This window comes from Algibacter sp. YIN40 (assembly GCF_057219435.1).
Genome location: NZ_JBXVVC010000001.1, coordinates 1218505 through 1238227, shown reverse-complemented (window position 1 = coordinate 1238227; position 19723 = coordinate 1218505). Strand labels below are relative to the sequence as shown.

Here is a 19723-nt window from a genome sequence, read left to right as displayed (position 1 = left end):
TTATTATAAGTTTTTTAAAGCTTCTTTAATAATAGTTTCGACATCTGCGTCCGGATGAGCTATCATAATTTTATCCACAGCACGTTCAGCCTGCTTTTTTACAAAACCAAGAACCTCTAATGCAGATAACGCTTCATCCTTACTGGTATTGCCTTTAGAAACAGAAACTTCATCAATATCATAAATCTTTAAGATTTTATCCTTCAAATCAATAATAACACGTTGTGCAGTTTTTGCTCCAATACCTTTTATTGATTGAATTAAAGCTACATCGCTAGATGCAATGCCTTCCCGCACTTGTTTTGGTGTTAACGATGAAAGCATCGTCCTTGCTATACTGGAACCTATACCGCTAACTGAAATTAATAATCTAAAAATTTCGCGTTCAGCCAGAGATGAGAACCCATAAAGTGTGTGTGAATCTTCTTTTACCTGAAGATGCGTATACAATTTTAAAAAATCGTTATCTGGAATTTGAGAGTATGTATGTAATGAAATATTTAAAATATATCCCACTCCATTACAATCTATAACAACATGTGTCGGATTTTTTTCCGAAAGTTTTCCCTGAATATGTGTTATCATTTAGAGCAATTCGTTAACAAACCAAATGTAATAAAATTATTTGCACTAGTCCTACTTAGTCTGCCCCTTTTCTTCTTCCCACTTTTCTTTATACTGTGCATCAATTACTGCAATGGCTGTCATGTTCACAATTTCATCTACACTCGCACCCAATTGAAGTATATGAACAGGTTTACGCATACCCATCATAATTGGTCCAATAGAATCTGCTTCATTTAATTCCTTTAATAACTTATAAGTAATATTCGCAGCATCTAAATTAGGGAATATCAATGCGTTAACTTTTTTACCAACTAATTTTGAAAACGGGAATTTCTCACGTAGCATCTCATCATTTAATGCAAAATCTGTTTGTAACTCACCATCTACATCTAAACTAGGGAAATGTCGATGCAAATAAGAAACAGCCTCTCGCACTTTAGAAGCTTTATCATTATCTGAAGATCCAAAATTGGAATACGATATCATTGCCACGACTGGATTCATTCCAAACATTTTAATAACCTGTGCGGTCATTTGTGTGATTTTGGTTAAATCTTTAGCCGTTGGGTCGATATTGATTGAAGTATCACTTAAAAACAACGGCCCTCTCTTAGTCATCATGACATTGGTAGTCGCTATTCTAGTAGCACCATGAGCCATTCCTACTAATTCTAGCATTGGTTTTACTACCGAAGGATAATTACGAGAATATCCAGAGATAAGTGCATCGGCGTCACCTTCATTAACCATCATTGCTGCAAAATAATTGCGCTCACGCATTAATCGCTGTGAAGAATAATATGTTACTCCTCTTCTTTTTCGTTGCTCCCAATGAACCTTAGCGTATTTATTTTTAACATCATTTTGTTCATCTGTTTTAGGGTCGATAATTGGAACATCTGCATCAAATTCAATTTCTTTCATCAGACTTTTTATAGTATCCTTTCGCCCTAATAAAATTGGAAACGCAATGCCCTCTTCATAAACAATCTGCGCTGCTTTTAAAACAGCAAGTTGATCTGCTTCCGCAAAAACAACGCGCTTAGGATCTAATTTAGCTCTATTAAGCAGTAACCGCACTAATTTATTGTCTGAACCTAAACGCTCTCTAAGACTATTTTTATATTTCTCCCAATCGCTTATAGGTTCTTTGGCAACGCCACTTTCCATAGCTGCCTTCGCAACCGCTGGAGGAACCTCGGCAATTAACCTCGGATCAAATGGCTTGGGTATTATATAATCTTTACCAAAGGCCAGTCGTGTTTCTCCATAGGCGATATTAACCTGTTCTGGAACAGGCTCTTTAGCCAATTTAGCCAATGCTTGTACTGCTGCCATTTTCATGGCTTCATTAATTTTTGTAGCACGAACATCTAATGCACCTCTAAAAATAAAAGGGAATCCTAATACATTATTAACTTGGTTAGGATGATCGCTACGTCCCGTAGCCATAATTACATCCTTTCTTGCTGCAATGGCTAAATCGTATTTTATTTCAGGATTTGGATTTGCCATAGCAAAAACAATAGGGTTATTAGCCATAGCCTTCAACATATCTTGCGATACAATATCTGCCATGGAAAGTCCAATAAACACGTCGGCACCTTTCATTGCTTCATCAAGAGTATCTATTTTTCTATGCGTAGCAAATTCAGCTTTTTCCTTAGATAGGTTGCCTCTATCGTCCCTAATCACACCTTTACTATCTAGCATTACCATGTTTTTGCGATTTGCACCGCATGCTTGATATAGCCGAGAACAAGAAATAGCTGCAGCTCCAGCACCACTAATAACTATTTTTACATCACTAATTTTTTTATTCGCAAGTTCAACGGCATTCAACAATGCAGCAGCAGAAATAATTGCCGTACCATGTTGATCATCATGCATTACAGGAATATCCAGTTCCTCTTTTAAGCGTCTTTCAATTTCGAATGCTTCTGGAGCCTTAATATCTTCCAAATTAATACCTCCAAAGGTTGGTGCAATATTTTTAACCGTTTCAATGAATTGATCAACATTCTCGGTATCAACTTCAATATCAAAAACATCAATATCTGCAAAAATTTTAAATAGCAGCCCCTTTCCTTCCATCACTGGTTTGGAAGCCTCTGGACCAATATTCCCTAATCCTAATACGGCTGTTCCATTGGATATTACAGCTACCAAATTTCCCTTAGCAGTATATTTATAAGCATTGTTTTTATCCTTCTCTATTTCTAAACAGGGCTCTGCTACGCCTGGAGAATAAGCTAAGGACAAATCTCTCTGGCTTGCATATTTTTTGGTGGGAACTACTTTTATTTTACCGGGAGTTGGTTTTGCGTGATATATAAGGGCCTCTCTTCGTTTACTTTCTTCGCTCATATGGATTGGTATTATATAGACTAGCAAATATAATAATCCTATTAACGTAAGACCTATTCTTTTAGAAAATTGATATTTCTTTTTAAACCAGAATACTTAGTTCGTTTTACGGGAGATTTTTGAAAAACCTTTCTGAAAGTGTCTTCGGTAATTTCTTCCCAGTCTTTTTTAGTCAAAGATAGAAGTTCTGGATGCGGATTAAATAGTGGTTCATTGTGTGATTTTGAAAAACGATTCCATGGGCAAACATCTTGACACACATCGCAACCAAACATCCAATCATCCATTTTACCTTTGAATTCTGTTGGAATATTTTCCTTTAATTCTATGGTGAAATAGGATATGCATTTGCTACCGTCTACGACATAAGGCTCTGTAATAGCTTCGGTTGGGCATGCATCAATACAGGCGGTACAGGTTCCGCAATGATCGGTTACAGGATTATCATAATCTAATTCTAAATCAACAATAAGTTCAGCAATAAAATAAAACGAGCCGACTTGTTGCGTTAGCAAATTGCTGTGTTTCCCTATCCACCCTAAACCAGATTTCGCTGCCCAGGCTTTATCTAGAACTGGTGCCGAATCTACAAATGCTCGACCTTGGACTTCACCTATTTCATCTTGAATAAAATGCAATAATGATTTTAATTTGTCCTTTATAACAAAGTGATAATCGGTACCGTATGCGTATTTTGATAATTTATAACTATCGCTGTTTTGTTCTTCAGAAGGGTAGTAATTAAGCAATAATGAAATAACACTTTTTGAGTCTTCTACCAGTTTGGTTGGGTCTAAGCGTTTGTCAAAATGATTTTCCATGTAATGCATTTGCCCATGCATGTTGTTATTCAACCATTTTTCTAACCGTGGAGCTTCTTCTTCTAAAAATTGTGCTTTGCTTATCCCGCATGACAAAAAACCGAGGCGTTTGGCTTCTTTCTTTATTAAATTTGAATATTGGATTTTTAAATTCATTCACAATGTCACACTGAGCGCAGTCGAAGTGCTTTATTAATTTTTAACAATATTAGGTCTTCGACTGCGCTCAGACTGACAAAACTAATAAATGTTTAAGCCTAACTATATCAAAAAATCAATTTTTGTATTTATAATGAGTAGCGTTTCTACATTTAGATAATATTTGAAGCATATCATAATTTCCATTTATCAATGCTTGTTTTTTAACTTTTGTCCAACCTTTAATTTTCTTTTCAAAATAAATAGCTTGCAAAACATCATTAAACTCCTGATGGAATTCCAAAAACAGAGGTCTTCTTCTGTACGTATAAGAATCCTTTTTATAGCCGTATTGATGCTCTTTAAATCTTTTTTCTAAATTATTAGTTATCCCTGTATAGTAAGATTCATCAGAACATTTTATAATATATACGTAGTAATAATACATAAGTTCAGCTTATAAGGACTTAGACCACGCTCAGTCTGACAATATAGATTAGTTTAGAATAATCCTCCTTGGGTAGGGCCTTTTGTTTTTCCTAAATGTTTATAAGCTTGTTCTGTGACTTCTCTTCCACGCGGTGTTCTCATAATAAACCCTTGTTGAATTAAAAAAGGTTCATAAACTTCCTCAATGGTTTCTGGGCTTTCACTAACAGCCGTAGCGATTGTTGATATTCCCACAGGACCTCCTTTAAATTTTTCAATAATAGTTGTTAGTATTTTGTTGTCCATTTCGTCCAAACCATGGGCATCTACATTTAAAGCTTCTAGGGCAAACTTTGCTATTTTAATATCTATAGTACCATTACCTTTTATCTGTGCAAAATCGCGTACTCTTCTTAAAAGAGCATTAGCAATTCTTGGCGTACCTCGACTGCGGCCTGCTATTTCTATAGCTGCTTCCATAGAAATAGGGACATCTAAAATAGATGCACTTCGCTGGACTATAGACGTTAATAATTCTGTGTTATAATATTGTAATCTACTTTGAATTCCAAAACGTGCCCGCATAGGAGCTGTTAGCAATCCCGATCGTGTGGTTGCTCCTACAAGTGTGAATGGATTTAAATTAATTTGAACCGAGCGCGCATTGGGACCGGACTCAATCATGATATCGATTTTATAATCTTCCATAGCAGAATACAAATATTCTTCTACTATTGGACTCAATCGGTGAATCTCATCTATAAACAAGACATCACGCTCTTCAAGGTTTGTGAGCAAGCCTGCTAAATCTCCAGGTTTATCTAAAACAGGACCAGAAGTCACTTTAATGCCTACTTCTAACTCATTCGCTAAAATATGCGCTAAAGTTGTTTTTCCTAATCCAGGAGGGCCATGAAAAAGTGCATGATCTAAAGCTTCTGTTCGCAAATTAGCTGCTTGAACGAAAATTTTAAGGTTCTCTAAAACTTGATCTTGACCGGCAAAATCATCAAAAGATAATGGTCTTAACTTTCTTTCTACATCAATTTCTTCAGGAGAAAAATTTTCGTTGGATGGATCTAGGTTTTCGTTCATTTTTATAGTATGCCTTAACCCGGTTAACTGTTCGGGTTTTTAAAACATTTAAATGGGTAAAACATTCGAGGCTTTTAGAATATAAACAAGGACTAGGACAATTACAGCACTTAAACCAAGAACACCCTCCCAGTGATAGATACTCCAAAACTCTCTTCTATTTGGTGTTCTACCTTTTAATTTTTTAAACCTCTTATAGGATAATTTGTGGATAATGTAACCCACTAACACAAACAAAATTATTGCCGCTATATAATACACCATTTCCTTATCAAATTAATATGATAAAAATACACAAAACAAATGACTTACTTGAAAATTAATGAATGATAAAAACATATGTAACAAAGCCTTTCAATTCTAAAAGTGTTAGATAGAAAGGCTCTTCAGGCTTTTGATTGGTATAAAATGGTTGGTTAATTTAAAATAGTAAACTCACAACGTCTGTTAATTTCGTATTCTTCTTTTGTACAAATAGCAGGTTTCGTGCATTCATTAAGTGGTTGCATTTCACCATAGCCTATGCTTCTTAATCTACTTCTTTCTATTCCTTGACTTACTAAATATTCTAAAGTTGATGCTGCACGACGCTTAGACAACTCTAAATTATACTGGTCTTTTCCACGAGCATCTGTATGTGCTGAAACTTCAACTTCCATAGATGGGTATTTTTTCATTAAATCAACTAATACGTTTAAAGTAATTGCTGCATCATCACGGATTCTTGATCTATCGAAATCAAAATAGATTTTATCTAATTTCACTTGAACATCACCTTTTTCATTTTCTTTAACACGCTCTTCTGCATCTGCAAAAGACTCTAGTGACAGATAGATGTTATGACTAATTTTACCTTCACTATCTGTTGAGAAATCTACATCTTGTGGAATATAGGCCTTGCGAGTTCCTCTAATTGTATACTTTTTGTTTGGTTCTATTTTAAATAAATAATTCGCCTTTTCTCCAACAATAGAATCTTGAAGTACTCTTCCCGTTTCGTCAAGTAGTGTTACTAAAGAATTAGGCAATAACGCTTTGCTGTTTTTATCCTGTACTAGACCTTCAACCAAATATTTAGTTAAAACATTATCTTCTCTAGAAAAACCATATAATCTATCATGACCTGTTCTATTAGAAGATATATATCCTTTGTTATTATTTTCTTTAACAACATAAGCAAAATCATCAAGACTACTATTTATAGAGCTTCCAAGGTTTACAGGATTATCAAAAGTATTATTCACCATGTTACTTCTAAATACGTCTAAACCACCATACCCTTGATGACCTATAGATGAGAAATACAGCACATCTAAATCACTAATGTATGGGAATTGTTCGCGTTGTGGCGTATTGATTTTATTTCCTAAATTTTCAGGCTCACCAAAGGTTCCATCTTCATTCACAGCCACTTTATAAATATCGAAACTACCTAATGCCCCTGGCATATCACTAGCAAAATAAAGGGTCTTACCATCTTTACTTAAGCTAGGGTGTTCTGTACTATATGTATTAGAATTAAATGACAATGCTTTTACATTTGTCCATTTATCTTCAATAAACTCAGCTTTAAAGATCTTGACATGTGCTATTCTTTCACCATCCGCTTTAACACGAGATTTATTGGTTCTATTAAAATACATGGTTTTACCATCTTTACTAAATGTCGCATTACTTTCGTGAGAATCTGTATTTACTTCATCTGAAAAAGGGGTAACGTTTTCTATTTTTCCATCATTGGATAATGTAGCGCTGTACAAATCTAAATATGGCAGATTATTCCAGCTGTATGTTGGATTTTCACTGTTTCTTGCTGAAGCAAAAGCCACCTTATTGTCATTATAAAAAGACAAACCAAAATCACTACTAGAATTCGTGTTATCTAAGGTTTCAATATTAAAAATATGAGGTGTTGTTTTTTCATTTAATTCTATAAACGCACCTGTATCTATATTTTCACCATAATATTTACTCAGCTGAATATCGGCTTCATTATAATTTTTAGTTCCTTTTAAAGCTTGTGCATATCTAAATCGTAAATCTGTATCTAAAGAATCTGCATAAGCGTTAAACAACTCTTTATAAGTACTAATAGCTTTTTCCATATTAGCGTTATAGTAATAACTATCTGCTAAGTTTTGAAGCACCGTTTTCGATCGGTCTTTAGTTTCATAAATTTCGGCAGCCTCTGCATAAGCTTTCATTACAAAAAGTTTATGAGCTCTTTTTAAATTCCCTTTCTGCGCTAGTGCGATTCCACTAACTAATAAAAGGCTTGCAAGTATGTATATATGTTTTTTCATCTTTATAGTCTTTAATTTTAGAAGAATCTAGGTGAACGATCGTAACCGCTTTTGAGTCCGAATAAATCAACGTCAAACAAAATAAATATTTCGTGAGATCCCGAATTGAAACTTCCCAAGTTTGAGGTTGTAAAATCGTATGAATATCCTATTCTTAAATCTGGAGCTACTCTAAAGTTCACTAATGCACTTATGGCATCATCCAAACGATAGCCTAATCCAGCTTCAAGTTTTTCATTTATTAAAACGTTGGCAGTAATATCTAAAGCCAATGGCGCTCCATTTACAGCTTTTGCCATAAACGCTGGTTTCAGTTTTAAGTTTTCATTAATATCGAACACATAACCACCCGTTAAAAAGTAATGAACGGACTGGACACCTGTTGATTTTATGCCATTCTCGGTTTCAAGATGTTTTGTGGTTAACATATTAGGAGCTGACAAGCCCAAATAATAATTATCTGTGAAATAGAAAGCACCAATCCCGATATTTGGGAAGGTTTTGCTAATATTATCATTAAAAGCAATATCGGTTGATGTATTTCCAGATTGCAAAACAAATCCATCAAAATTGGCATTAAAGAAGGTAAACCCTGCTTTAAGTCCCAATGATAATTTCCCGTCCAACCCTACAGGTAATACATACGCAAAATCTGCATAGATGTTATTCTCGGAGACAACGTCACCAATATCATCATTTGTAAACGATATACCTACTTCTATTTTTTGGTTAATAGGTGTATGTGCAAAGAAGGTTCCTGTTTTAGGAGCTCCTTCTACACCTACCCATTGCGTTCTATATAAACCACCTAAATTCAGCATACCCTCGTCGGCAGTTGCATAGGCTGGATTAATGACACTCATATTATACATATATTGTGTAAACTGAGGATCTTGTTGTCCAAAGCTTTGTAATGACACTAAAGTCAGACTTAACAAAGCAATTATTTTATGATATATATTTAAATTTTTCATCGTTTCTAAATTTTGCTTTATCTAAATTATCTGCTTAGGTATAATCTGCCTTGTGTAGGCTTATTAGTTCCATCATTATAATTGAATATGTAGAAGTACACGCCTACTGGTAAGTCTCCACTACCAAGAGTTCCTGATTGGTTTGATTTACCATTAAATCGAGGTGTACTTGCATTTCCTTTATATATTAGATTGCCATAACGGTTATAAATTTCCATGACGAAATTAGGGTATAGAACGTTTAAGTTATCTATATCGAAGGTATCGTTAGTACCATCGCCATTTGGTGAAAATCCATCTGGAATTACTAATTTTCCACAGTCTGTTAAATCTGGCAATACATCCAATCGAATACTACTCTCGCATCCAGTTACTGGATCAACAAGGACTGCATAATAGTTTGTGTTACTAGATAGTGTCGATGTATCAGTAATAGTATTTCCTCCTGTAGCGGCATCATACCAAACTAAATTGCTTAATGATGCATCGTATTCTGTAATATTTAATGTTAAATCATTGATTGTTGGTCCATCATTTATACAATAAGTTAAAGACGGGTCGTTTAAGGTTGGTGTAGGTGTATCATTAATAGTTACATCCACTTGAACACCAATAGAGGATGGGCATCCACTTCCACCTGTTTGTGTTGCGAAATAATCTTCACCATCAATTAGTGCATCTGTTGATGCTAATACTATTGCTAAAGTTGCATCCGTGTACCAAGTAATGGTTCCTGTTGCAGTCAAATTAATATCTAAATTAGCTACGGTAGGATTATCTGTTGTACAATACGATGGATTTGAATTTATAACTGTTGGGGGCAAGCTATCACCAGCTGTAGCTGTTATGGTAGCGCTCGCTCCAGTTGTACAAGGTGCTGTAGGCGCTAAGGTATAAGTATAATCGCCATCAGCATCAACCAATGGATCGAAAACTCCTGTTCCACTTGTTAAAGCCGGTGACCATGTTCCTCCCGTTTGAGCGCCTCCTAAAAAGCCGAACAAATCGGTTGGTCCATCGGCAACACATACGGTTACTGAGTCATCACTTCCAGCATTCGCTGCTTGTGTAACAGAAACTGTAACATTACTGCTTACATCGCCGCATGAATTAGTTAAAGTATATGTGTAAACCCCTGGTGCATCTATTGCTGGATCAAAAACTCCTGTGGTGCTTGTTAATGCTGGAGACCAAGTTCCTCCTGTATCTGCCCCTCCTAGAAGTGGAAATAAATCGGTTGTTCCACTATCACTACATATATTTGTAGATGCTGGAGTCCCAGGATTTGGTGATTCTTCTATTGTTAATATTACACTTACGCTCGCATCAATACACGGTGGTGTTGCGGCTATAAAGTAAGTGAAATTATAAGTACCTGCTATTAAGGTGGTAGCATCCAAATTATTTCCAGATACAGCACCTGTGCTATCATTATCTTGCCAAACACCTCCAGCATCTTGCGTGCCATCTAAGGTTGTAAATAAATCAATACTGCTGTTATTATTACATTCTGTTATTGGTGATCCTACGTTTCCAGCAACTGGTGTTTGGTTAACCGATGCTGCTACTGATGTTCTAACTGAAGATTCGCAACCTGTTGTTGGATCGGTTTGAGTTGCATAATATGTTCCACCATCTGTTAAATCGATAGTTCCATCTAAAGGTGTACCTCCTGTTGCTTGGTCATACCATTGTATATTTGTTCCAGTGACTGTAATATCCCCAACAGTTCCTGCATCACAAAATGATTGGCTAGGAGATGCTGTTGGTGGTGGTGGGTCGTTTATTATAACAGTAACTGTTACTAAAACATCATCACAAGTACCGATTGCATCAACATCAAAAGTAAAATTGTATGTTCCATCCACAAGACCATCTACTGTAAGTGTATTTCCAGATAAAGCTAACGATCCATTATCATCACTCCATGTACCTGTTTGGTCTTCACCTTCTAACAAATCAAATAAATCAACCGTTTGACCAGTTGTTAATTCTACTGCACAAAATTCTAATGGCGCATTAGGTGTTCCTGATTCTGGAGCAGGTTCTATGGTAATTGTTACTGGTTCTGTATCGATACAAGTTCCGTTATCAATTGTATAATTAAATGTATAAGGACTACCCGCAACAGTAAAACCTGTAATATCTATTGAGTTTGAAATGGTTACATTACTTGCATCTGTCCACGTACCTGAATTATGATCTTGAGAGCCATCTAACGCATTGAATAAATCAAAAGGTGAGTTAGCAGCAACATCATTTTCACAAAAGATTTGATTATTAGCATTTCCAGCATTTGGATCTTGTAATACTGTTACTTGTACGGTCGTTGATTCTTCCAAACAAGGACTTGGTAATAAGTTCTGTGTATATGTAAAATTATATGTTCCCGGTGTGAAACCGACTAAATTTAATGGTGAAGTAAGTACAGGATCTGAGCTAGATGTTCCTTGTGTCCATTGTCCATTAGGGTCTTCATTATCAAGTAGTGAAAACAAATCGAATGAACTTGGCAAATCTGCTTCACAATAGCTTGCTGGATTTGATGCAGAAGGTATTCCTGAACTAAGAATTTCAAATAAGGTTATAGTTACGGTTGAAACGCCATCTGGACATGCACCATTACTTGGTACAGTATAAGTATATACATTTGTACTCGGCGCCGTTAAAGATGAAATATTTGTTGTCCCTTGATGTCCATTAGAAATAGTTGTAAGACCTGTCCATGAACCTGTTGTATCTGCCATACCGCCTAAAAGACTGAACAAATCAAAATCTGTTGTTGGAATATTATCTTCACAATATTCTAAACTAGCAGGTGTTCCTGGGTCAACTGGTATATCAATATTAACTGTTACTGGTATAGGGTTACTATCACAGAAAAAGTCATCTACTTGAACATAATAAGTATTTCCATCAACTAAAGGTGTTGCTGAAGATAAAGCTGGTTGTACTGGGTTTCCAAATACATCTAAATCTACATACCAACTGTGGCTTGAACCTGTACCAGGATCTAAATTCCCAATAGTTGGACTTGAAGCTGAACAAAGTAACTGAGGATCTGCAGGTGTTGGGTCTGGTAGTGAATTAAATAAACCAACATTACCAATTTCTATTTGACTCTCACATCCACCATTATCAATAAAAACAATATAATAACTAAATGCTCCCACTATAATCGAATCTGAAGCATTTGCTTGATCTGTTAACTGTGAATCATTATAAACTTCAACAGTGCCACCTACAGGTATATATGTTTGTAAAACATCATCAATATAGGTTTGTACCGTTGGATTTTCATTACTACAATAAAGGCGATCTAAGTTTTGATTCGATGGACTAACTTGAAAAGTGATTGTTATCAATTCTCTAGCGCCGCAGGTTCCAGAATTATCGTCAGCGTAATAAATACCTTCTGAAACTAATTCTGTGCCAAAATAGGCTGTTCCTCCAGTTGCAAGATTATACCAAACAATGCCGTTACCACCAGTGGTCGCAAAAGCATCCAAATCACTAAATGTAAAACCAGATGCATCGCAAATTGGTGGTGGACTTGGATCTGCTATTGTAGGACATTGAGCAAAAACTTGACTTGTTGTCCATAACAATAACAAAATGCAGGATACTGTTTTAAATAGGTTCCTAGATAAGGGTTTTGTTTTCATGACTGGATTAAGTTTATAATTATTAATATTAATAACCTGTCAAAAACCGAATCAATTTTATATTAAATTACAATTTCAGTTCTTTCGAACGCAATTTAACTGATTTTTTTGTATTTCATCGTGTTTTTTTAATTTTTTTGTATTTCATCGAAAATAATTGACGTTTAAACGATAAAAGCTCGCTTTTTCAAGCGAGCTTTTATTATATTATGAAATATTATTATTTAGTGTTGTAATTCTTCCTCTCCATCTTTAAGTGGAATATTCTGAGGTACAAAATCTACATCATGTCCAGGTTTACTATAGTCGTATGCCCATCTATGTACATGAGGAATCTCACCTTCCCAATTACCATGAATATGCTTTATAGGTGCAGTCCACTCTAATGTAGTAGACCTCCAAGGATTTTGCACTGTTTTCTTTCCGTAGAAAATACTTGCAAAGAAATTGTATAAGTATAAGATTTGAACAACTCCTCCTATTAAAGCAAAAATGGTAATAATTACGTTCACATTAGCTAAATCATCAAATAAAGGGAAATTACTATTGGTGTAATAACGACGTGGCAATCCTGCCATGCCTATAAAGTGCATTGGGAAGAAAACTCCGTAAGCACAGACAGCAGTTACCCAGAAATGGATGTAACCTAAGTTTTTATTAAGCATACGCCCAAACATCTTTGGATACCAATGATAGATTCCTGCAAACATACCATATAATGCAGATATACCCATTACTAAGTGAAAGTGCGCCACTACAAAATAAGTATCATGAACATTAATATCTAAAGCAGAATCTCCAAGAATAATTCCAGTTAAACCTCCCGTGATAAAAGTTGACACAAACCCAATTGAAAACAACATGGCGGGGTTCAACTGTAAATTACCCTTCCAGAGTGTTGTAATCCAGTTGAATGCCTTGACCGCTGATGGTATAGCAATTAATAACGTTGTAAATGTAAATACAGATCCTAAGAATGGGTTCATCCCTGAGATAAACATATGGTGACCCCAAACAATGGTTGATAAAAATGCTATTGCCAAAATTGAAGCAATCATTGCACGGTAACCAAAAATAGGTTTACGCGAACTTGAGGCCATAATTTCGGAAACAAGTCCCATAGCAGGTAAGATTACAATATATACTTCTGGGTGACCTAAGAACCAGAATAAGTGCTCAAACAATACTGGTGATCCTCCTTGATAATGTAATACTTCACCTTGAATAAATATATCTGATAAGAAGAATGATGTTCCAAAACTTCTATCCATTATTAATAATAAGGCAGCAGATAATAATACTGGAAAGGATACTACACCAATTATAGCTGTAACAAAAAACGCCCAAATTGTAAGTGGCAATCTTGTCATAGACATGCCTTTGGTACGTAAGTTAATTACAGTAACAATATAGTTAAGAGATCCTAATAATGACGATGCAATGAATATGGCCATAGACACTAACCAAAGTGTCATACCCATTCCTGAACCTCCTTGAGCCATTGGTAAGGCACTTAAAGGTGGATAGATGGTCCAACCAGCCGATGCAGGTCCCGCTTCAACAAATAGAGAAATTACCATGATTACACTCGATAAGAAGAATAACCAATAGGAAACCATATTTAAGAAACCAGATGCCATATCTCGTGCACCAATTTGCAATGGAATTAATAAGTTACTAAACGTACCGCTCAAACCAGCGGTTAATACAAAAAACACCATTATAGTACCATGTATGGTAACTAATGCTAAATAAATATCTGCATCCATTACACCATCTGGTGCCCACTTACCTAATAAGGCTTCAAACAATACGTTTGGTTCCTCTGGCCATGCAATTTGCATACGAAACATCATGGACATTAAAACCCCGATGACACCCATAATAGTACCTGTAATTAAGTACTGCTTAGCAATCATCTTATGGTCTTGACTAAATATATATTTAGTTACAAACGTTTCTTTATGATGATGTCCGTGGTCGTCGTCGTGAGCGTGAGTATCTGCGTGTGCTGACATAATCTTATATCGTTTTTATCTTTTTAATTAGTTAACTAGAGAGTTTTTGAATTCTTTTTGCTCTTTTAACCAAGCATCATATTCTTCTTGAGTTTCCACAACAATTTTCATTTGCATATTGTAGTGAGACTTACCACAAATCTTATTACATAACAACAAGTAATCAAACTCATAGCGTTCTAACGCTTCTTCTCCTTTTGCTATTAATGGCTTACTATTTTCAACTCTAATTTTATTAATATTTGCTACTTTCTCAATCATTTGAGGAGTTTGGCGCATATCTGCAGTAGTAACTGTTGGTGTAAAACCAAACTGTGTAATCATTCCTGGGACACAATTCATTTGTGCTCTAAAATGTGGCATATATGCAGAATGCAATACATCTTGTGAACGCATTTTAAATAATACAGGCACACCTACAGGTAAATGTAATTCTGTAGTAATAACATCATCTTGTGCATTTGGATCAGATTCATCTAAACCAAGAATATTAGCACGATCTATATCAATTAAACGAACGTTTGCTTTTCCTAAAGTGTTATCCGCTCCACCGTACCTAGCTTTCCAATTAAACTGTTGCGCATAAAGTTCAACAACTAATGGGTCGTCACTTTCGTCAACACCCATGATGTCAATCCATGTGTTTAAACCGTAAATAATTAAACCAGCTAAAACTATTACAGGAATAATTGTCCAAATTGCTTCTAATTTATTATTATCTGCAAAAAACAATGCTTTTTTCCCCTTTTCTCCTTTATACTTGTATGCAAAGTAATGCAACAAGAATTGTGTAATGGTTTGAACGATAAATATAATTACCATTGAGATAATCATCAAATTATCTATAGTAGGCCCATGAGCTGAAGCCGAATTAGACATTAGGGGTAAATCGCCCCAGTAAACAAAACTTACAATGGTAATAACATAAATGAAAGCTAAAAAGCCCATCATTAAATATCCATTTAACGTATTATCCTTGTCCGTGGCAACTCCTGGCGTGTTATCATTTTTAGCTTGAGCTAAATCGAAAATCTTTACCATTTGCCAAATGGCAATTAAAATAAATACTAAAACTATAATTGTTAATAAAGCAGTCATTGTTATCGTTCGTCTTTATTTATATCTTAATTAATAATGAAACTCTTCACTTTCTTTTCTAAAAGGATATCTTTTAACTAGTAAAGGAGCTTTTGATAATGCTGTAAACACTATAAATATGAATAGGCCAGCAAAAAGTAATATGGAACTTATTTCTGGAATTCCAATAAACCATCTGTCTCCAACGGTTGCAGGCATAATCATATTGAAAATATCAATATAATGCCCAAACAATATTACTAAACCTGTCATAACAACAAACCAAGGAATACGCTTATAATCAGCATTCATCAACATTAATATTGGGAATACAAAATTCATAACTACCATACCTAAAAACGGTAGTTGATAATCCCCAAAACGTGTTACAAAATATGTTACCTCTTCTGGAATGTTAGAATACCATATTAGCATGAATTGAGAGAACCATAGGTAGGTCCAGAAAATACTAAACGCAAACATAAATTTCGCAACATCATGCAAATGATTCTCATTAACAAACTCTAAATAGTTTCTAGATTTTAAATAGATAGTAATTAAAGCGATAACTGTAATTCCACTTACAAACATACTAGCAAACACATACCATCCAAATAATGTTGAGAACCAGTGTGGATCTACACTCATAATCCAATCCCATGACATCATAGATTCTGTATATATAAAGAATACTAAGAATCCTGCTGCAATACGAAAAGACTTTTTGAAGTTTCTATTATCTTCAGCTGTATCTTGTGCAATTGAAAATTTACGAGAAAAATATCTGTATAAACTCCAACCTCCTATAAATATTAGTGCACGAACTATAAACCACGGTTTATTTAACCAGCCCGATTTTCCTGCTACTAATGCATCGTATTTATCACTCTCAGGATTTATCATATCAGGATTCATCCAAACAAATATGTGATCTCCTGAAAATATAGCAATAGCAACAACAATTAAAGCTCCTGGTAGTAAGTAATAAGTTATTCCCTCCATAACTCTAAAAAGCACCGGTGACCATCCTGCTTGGGATGCTATTTGAATAGCATAAAATGCTAAAACACCTAAAGCTATCATCATAAAGAAAAACGCTGCTACATAAAGCGCAGACCACGGTCTGTTATGAATTTGGTGCATAACATGTTCTGCGTGTTCATCTCCATGATGCGCATCCTCTCCATGAGTTCCTTCGTCGTGAGTTGCTTCTTCAGCATGTGCATCATGAGAATCAGCTTCTGCATGTGAAGCTTCTTCCGCATGACCACCTCCATGGTGTGATGCTTCATCAGCTAGCATAGTTTTTACTTCATCTAAAGATTTATGAGATGTCATAAAACCATATCCAACACCTAATGCTCCTAAAACCATTAGTATGATAGAAAATGTCTTTAATTTATTTGAAAATGTATACATATCTATAATAATCTTATCAATCTTACTTTTGTAAATCGGCTTTCAATTTTAACACATACGAAACAACTTGCCAACGCTCTTCTTCATTCAACTGGTTCGCATAAGAACCCATCGCATTTTTACCGTAATAAATCGTGTGGTAAGTACTTCCTTCATTAATAGCTCTACCAACATCGGCATAACTTGGTATGCCAAGAATTTTTTCTCGCTTTACGAGTTTACCTTGACCATCCCCTTTATTACCATGACAAATACCACAATAAATATCGTATAACTCTTTACCTCTTGCTAAATCTACTTGTGTAGAATCTATAGGACTCGTTAAAGTCGCCTTAGCTATCTCGTAACCTTCTGTTGTGTTTTCAATATCGAAAGGAACATATCCTCTTGGTATAGAACCTTCTGCTGGTATTTGTGCCTCAACTCCATTTGGAAAAGCAGCTTCTCCATATGTTTCATAGCCTGCAGACTCATACATATTAGGCATGAATTGATAGTTTGGAGCTGTACTCTTATTACAAGATACAACTACAAATACAACTGCTAATACTAATATTTTAATTAAGCCTTTCATATTAATGTCCATCTTCTTTATCAATAATATTAATCTCAACTGCTCCTGTATCTTTAAGCAATGTTTCTAAAGCATCTTCATTTCCATGAACTGCAATTTCCATTAAAAAATGGTCATCAGTTGTTCTAGGATCTGGATTCTCCGCCTTTTTAAATGGCCACATTCTACTACGTAAATAAAACGTAATTACCATTAAATGCGCTGCAAAAAACACCGTTAATTCAAACATGATTGGCACAAATGCTGGCATATTTTCTATGTAACTGAAACTTGGTTTACCTCCAATGTTCTGAGGCCAATCTGTAATCATGATAAAATTCATCATTACGATAGCTACGGTAAGACCAACAAGACCATACATAAAAGCTGTAATAGCGATACGGGTAGGTGCCAACCCCATAGCTTTATCTAGTCCATGCACCGGAAATGGTGTATAAATTTCTTCTATATGATGTCTTTCTGCCTTAACCTTTTTAACAGCTGACATTAGTACGTCATCATCAGTATAAATAGCGTGAATAACTTTTGAAGCTTCCATTGACTATGTTTAGTTTATTAATTTTTTAGCTTGTCCAGACCAATCATCGCGTTCTGCCCTTCCAGGGAAAGAACCAGTTATGCTATCTAACAAGTCATATTCTTTCTTGGTCATTCTACTAACTTGAAGGAACGTAAAAATACCAATGCTATTAAGCACTTCCTCCATTTTAGGTCCAATACCATTTACTTTCTTTAAATCATCCGCTTTTTGTGTAGAGGCATCAAAAGCACCAATGCTTCCCAAAAGACTAGATACTTTTTCTGAATTATCCCCTACTGAAGTTTCTTTAGATTTAGACACTATTCCGCCAGAAGTTCTTACATCAACACCTGTTCCTACCAAACTATCCCCTCGCTCTCTGATGTTTTTATATCGTTCCCCTGATGATTTTAAAATCGTTTTTACCTCAGCCTGAGCAATTACTGGGAATGTTCTAGAATAAAGCAAGAAAAGCACAAAGAAAAATCCAATGGTTCCTATAAAGATTCCTATATCAACAAATGTTGGTGAGAACATTGTCCATGATGATGGTAAATAGTCTCTATGTAAAGAAGTTACAATAATTACAAAACGCTCAAACCACATTCCAATGTTCACAACAATGGATATTAAGAAAGAGAACATGATACTTGTTCTTAATTTCTTAAACCACATAAATTGTGGAGAGAATACGTTACAAGTCATCATCGCCCAATATGCCCACCAGTAAGGTCCTGTAGCCCTGTTCAAGAATGCATATTGTTCGTATTCTACGCCAGAATACCAGGCAATAAATAATTCTGTTATATATGCCACACCTACAATAGAACCCGTAATCATAATTACTATGTTCATTAATTCGATGTGTTGTACCGTAATATAATCTTCAAGGTTACACACTTTTCTCATGATGATAAGAAGTGTGTTTACCATCGCAAATCCTGAAAATACCGCACCAGCAACAAAGTATGGTGGAAAAATCGTTGTATGCCAACCTGGAATAACTGATGTTGCGAAGTCAAACGATACAATGGTATGTACAGAAAGGACTAACGGTGTTGCTAAACCAGCAAGTACTAAAGATACTTCTTCAAAACGTTGCCAATCTTTTGCTCTACCAGACCATCCGAAACTTAATAATGAATATATTTTCTTCTGGAAAGGTTTTATTGCTCTATCACGTAACATAGCAAAATCCGGCAATAAACCTGTCCACCAGAATACTAATGATACCGATAAATATGTTGAAATTGCAAATACATCCCAAAGTAGTGGTGAGTTAAAGTTAACCCATAGTGATCCAAATTGATTCGGAATTGGCAGTACCCAATACCCTAACCATGGACGACCCATGTGAATAATTGGAAATAAGCCGGCTTGAACTACGGAGAATATTGTCATGGCTTCAGCTGAACGGTTAATTGCCATTCTCCATTTTTGACGGAATAATAAAAGTACCGCAGAAATAAGTGTTCCTGCGTGACCAATACCAACCCACCAAACGAAGTTAGTAATATCCCAAGCCCAACCAACGGTCTTGTTTAAACCCCAAGTTCCAATCCCTGTAGAAATTGTATAAATAATACATCCAATTCCCCAAAGAAAAGCAGCAAGTGCAATACCAAAAACTATCCACCATTGCTTATTGGCTTTTCCTTCTACAGGTGCAGCCACATCCACAGTAACATCGTGGTATGACTTTTCCCCTGTAACTAAAGGTCTTCTAATAGGTGCTTCGTAATGAGACGCCATTTGT

14 protein-coding genes are annotated in these 19723 nt (G+C 35.3%); all 14 read right to left on the bottom strand.

Annotation, left to right across the window (positions count from 1 at the left end; all coding sequences use genetic code 11):
- Positions 1-3: 3 nt before the first annotated feature.
- Positions 4-585 (bottom strand): Holliday junction branch migration protein RuvA, encoded by a 582-nt coding sequence (gene ruvA / locus AC2D6V_RS05725; RefSeq protein ID WP_484647101.1) that lies wholly within the window; start codon positions 583-585, stop codon positions 4-6.
- Between the two features lie 51 nt (positions 586-636).
- A complete protein-coding gene (locus AC2D6V_RS05720; protein WP_484647100.1) occupies positions 637-2934 on the bottom strand; it encodes an NADP-dependent malic enzyme in 2298 nt (765 codons plus the stop codon).
- A gap of 53 nt (positions 2935-2987) precedes the next feature.
- On the bottom strand, positions 2988-3911 hold the full coding sequence (gene queG, locus AC2D6V_RS05715) for a tRNA epoxyqueuosine(34) reductase QueG (RefSeq protein WP_484647099.1): 924 nt from the start codon (positions 3909-3911) through the stop codon (positions 2988-2990).
- Between the two features lie 118 nt (positions 3912-4029).
- Positions 4030-4341, bottom strand: a complete 312-nt coding sequence (locus AC2D6V_RS05710) for a GIY-YIG nuclease family protein (RefSeq protein ID WP_484647098.1) — start codon at positions 4339-4341, stop codon at positions 4030-4032.
- Positions 4342-4394: 53 nt separating this feature from the next.
- The gene (gene ruvB / locus AC2D6V_RS05705; protein WP_484647097.1) at positions 4395-5417 is read right to left on the bottom strand and encodes a Holliday junction branch migration DNA helicase RuvB; all 1023 of its coding nucleotides are present in this window, start codon (positions 5415-5417) and stop codon (positions 4395-4397) included.
- Between the two features lie 416 nt (positions 5418-5833).
- Entirely contained in the window at positions 5834-7720 is a 1887-nt protein-coding gene (locus AC2D6V_RS05700) for an OmpA family protein (protein ID WP_484647096.1), read from the bottom strand.
- A gap of 17 nt (positions 7721-7737) precedes the next feature.
- Positions 7738-8694, bottom strand: a complete 957-nt coding sequence (locus AC2D6V_RS05695; protein WP_484647095.1) for a PorP/SprF family type IX secretion system membrane protein — start codon at positions 8692-8694, stop codon at positions 7738-7740.
- Between the two features lie 26 nt (positions 8695-8720).
- On the bottom strand, positions 8721-12359 hold the full coding sequence (locus tag AC2D6V_RS05690) for an Ig-like domain-containing protein (RefSeq protein ID WP_484647094.1): 3639 nt from the start codon (positions 12357-12359) through the stop codon (positions 8721-8723).
- Positions 12360-12583: 224 nt separating this feature from the next.
- Positions 12584-14377, bottom strand: a complete 1794-nt coding sequence (locus tag AC2D6V_RS05685; protein WP_484647093.1) for a cytochrome c oxidase subunit I — start codon at positions 14375-14377, stop codon at positions 12584-12586.
- A gap of 27 nt (positions 14378-14404) precedes the next feature.
- Complete coding sequence (locus AC2D6V_RS05680; protein WP_484647092.1) at positions 14405-15475, bottom strand: cytochrome c oxidase subunit II; 1071 nt, start codon at positions 15473-15475, stop codon at positions 14405-14407.
- 30 nt (positions 15476-15505) lie between these two features.
- Positions 15506-16873, bottom strand: a complete 1368-nt coding sequence (locus AC2D6V_RS05675) for a quinol:cytochrome C oxidoreductase (RefSeq protein ID WP_484647091.1) — start codon at positions 16871-16873, stop codon at positions 15506-15508.
- 22 nt (positions 16874-16895) lie between these two features.
- Positions 16896-17447: a c-type cytochrome gene (locus AC2D6V_RS05670; protein ID WP_484647090.1), complete on the bottom strand. Its 552-nt coding sequence runs from the start codon at positions 17445-17447 to the stop codon at positions 16896-16898.
- A gap of 1 nt (position 17448) precedes the next feature.
- Positions 17449-17985, bottom strand: a complete 537-nt coding sequence (locus AC2D6V_RS05665; protein WP_484647088.1) for a DUF3341 domain-containing protein — start codon at positions 17983-17985, stop codon at positions 17449-17451.
- Positions 17986-17994: 9 nt separating this feature from the next.
- Positions 17995-19719 carry an NrfD/PsrC family molybdoenzyme membrane anchor subunit gene (nrfD, locus tag AC2D6V_RS05660; RefSeq protein ID WP_484647087.1) on the bottom strand — a complete coding sequence of 575 codons (1725 nt, stop codon included), beginning with the start codon at positions 19717-19719 and terminating at the stop codon, positions 17995-17997.
- Positions 19720-19723 lie beyond the last annotated feature (4 nt).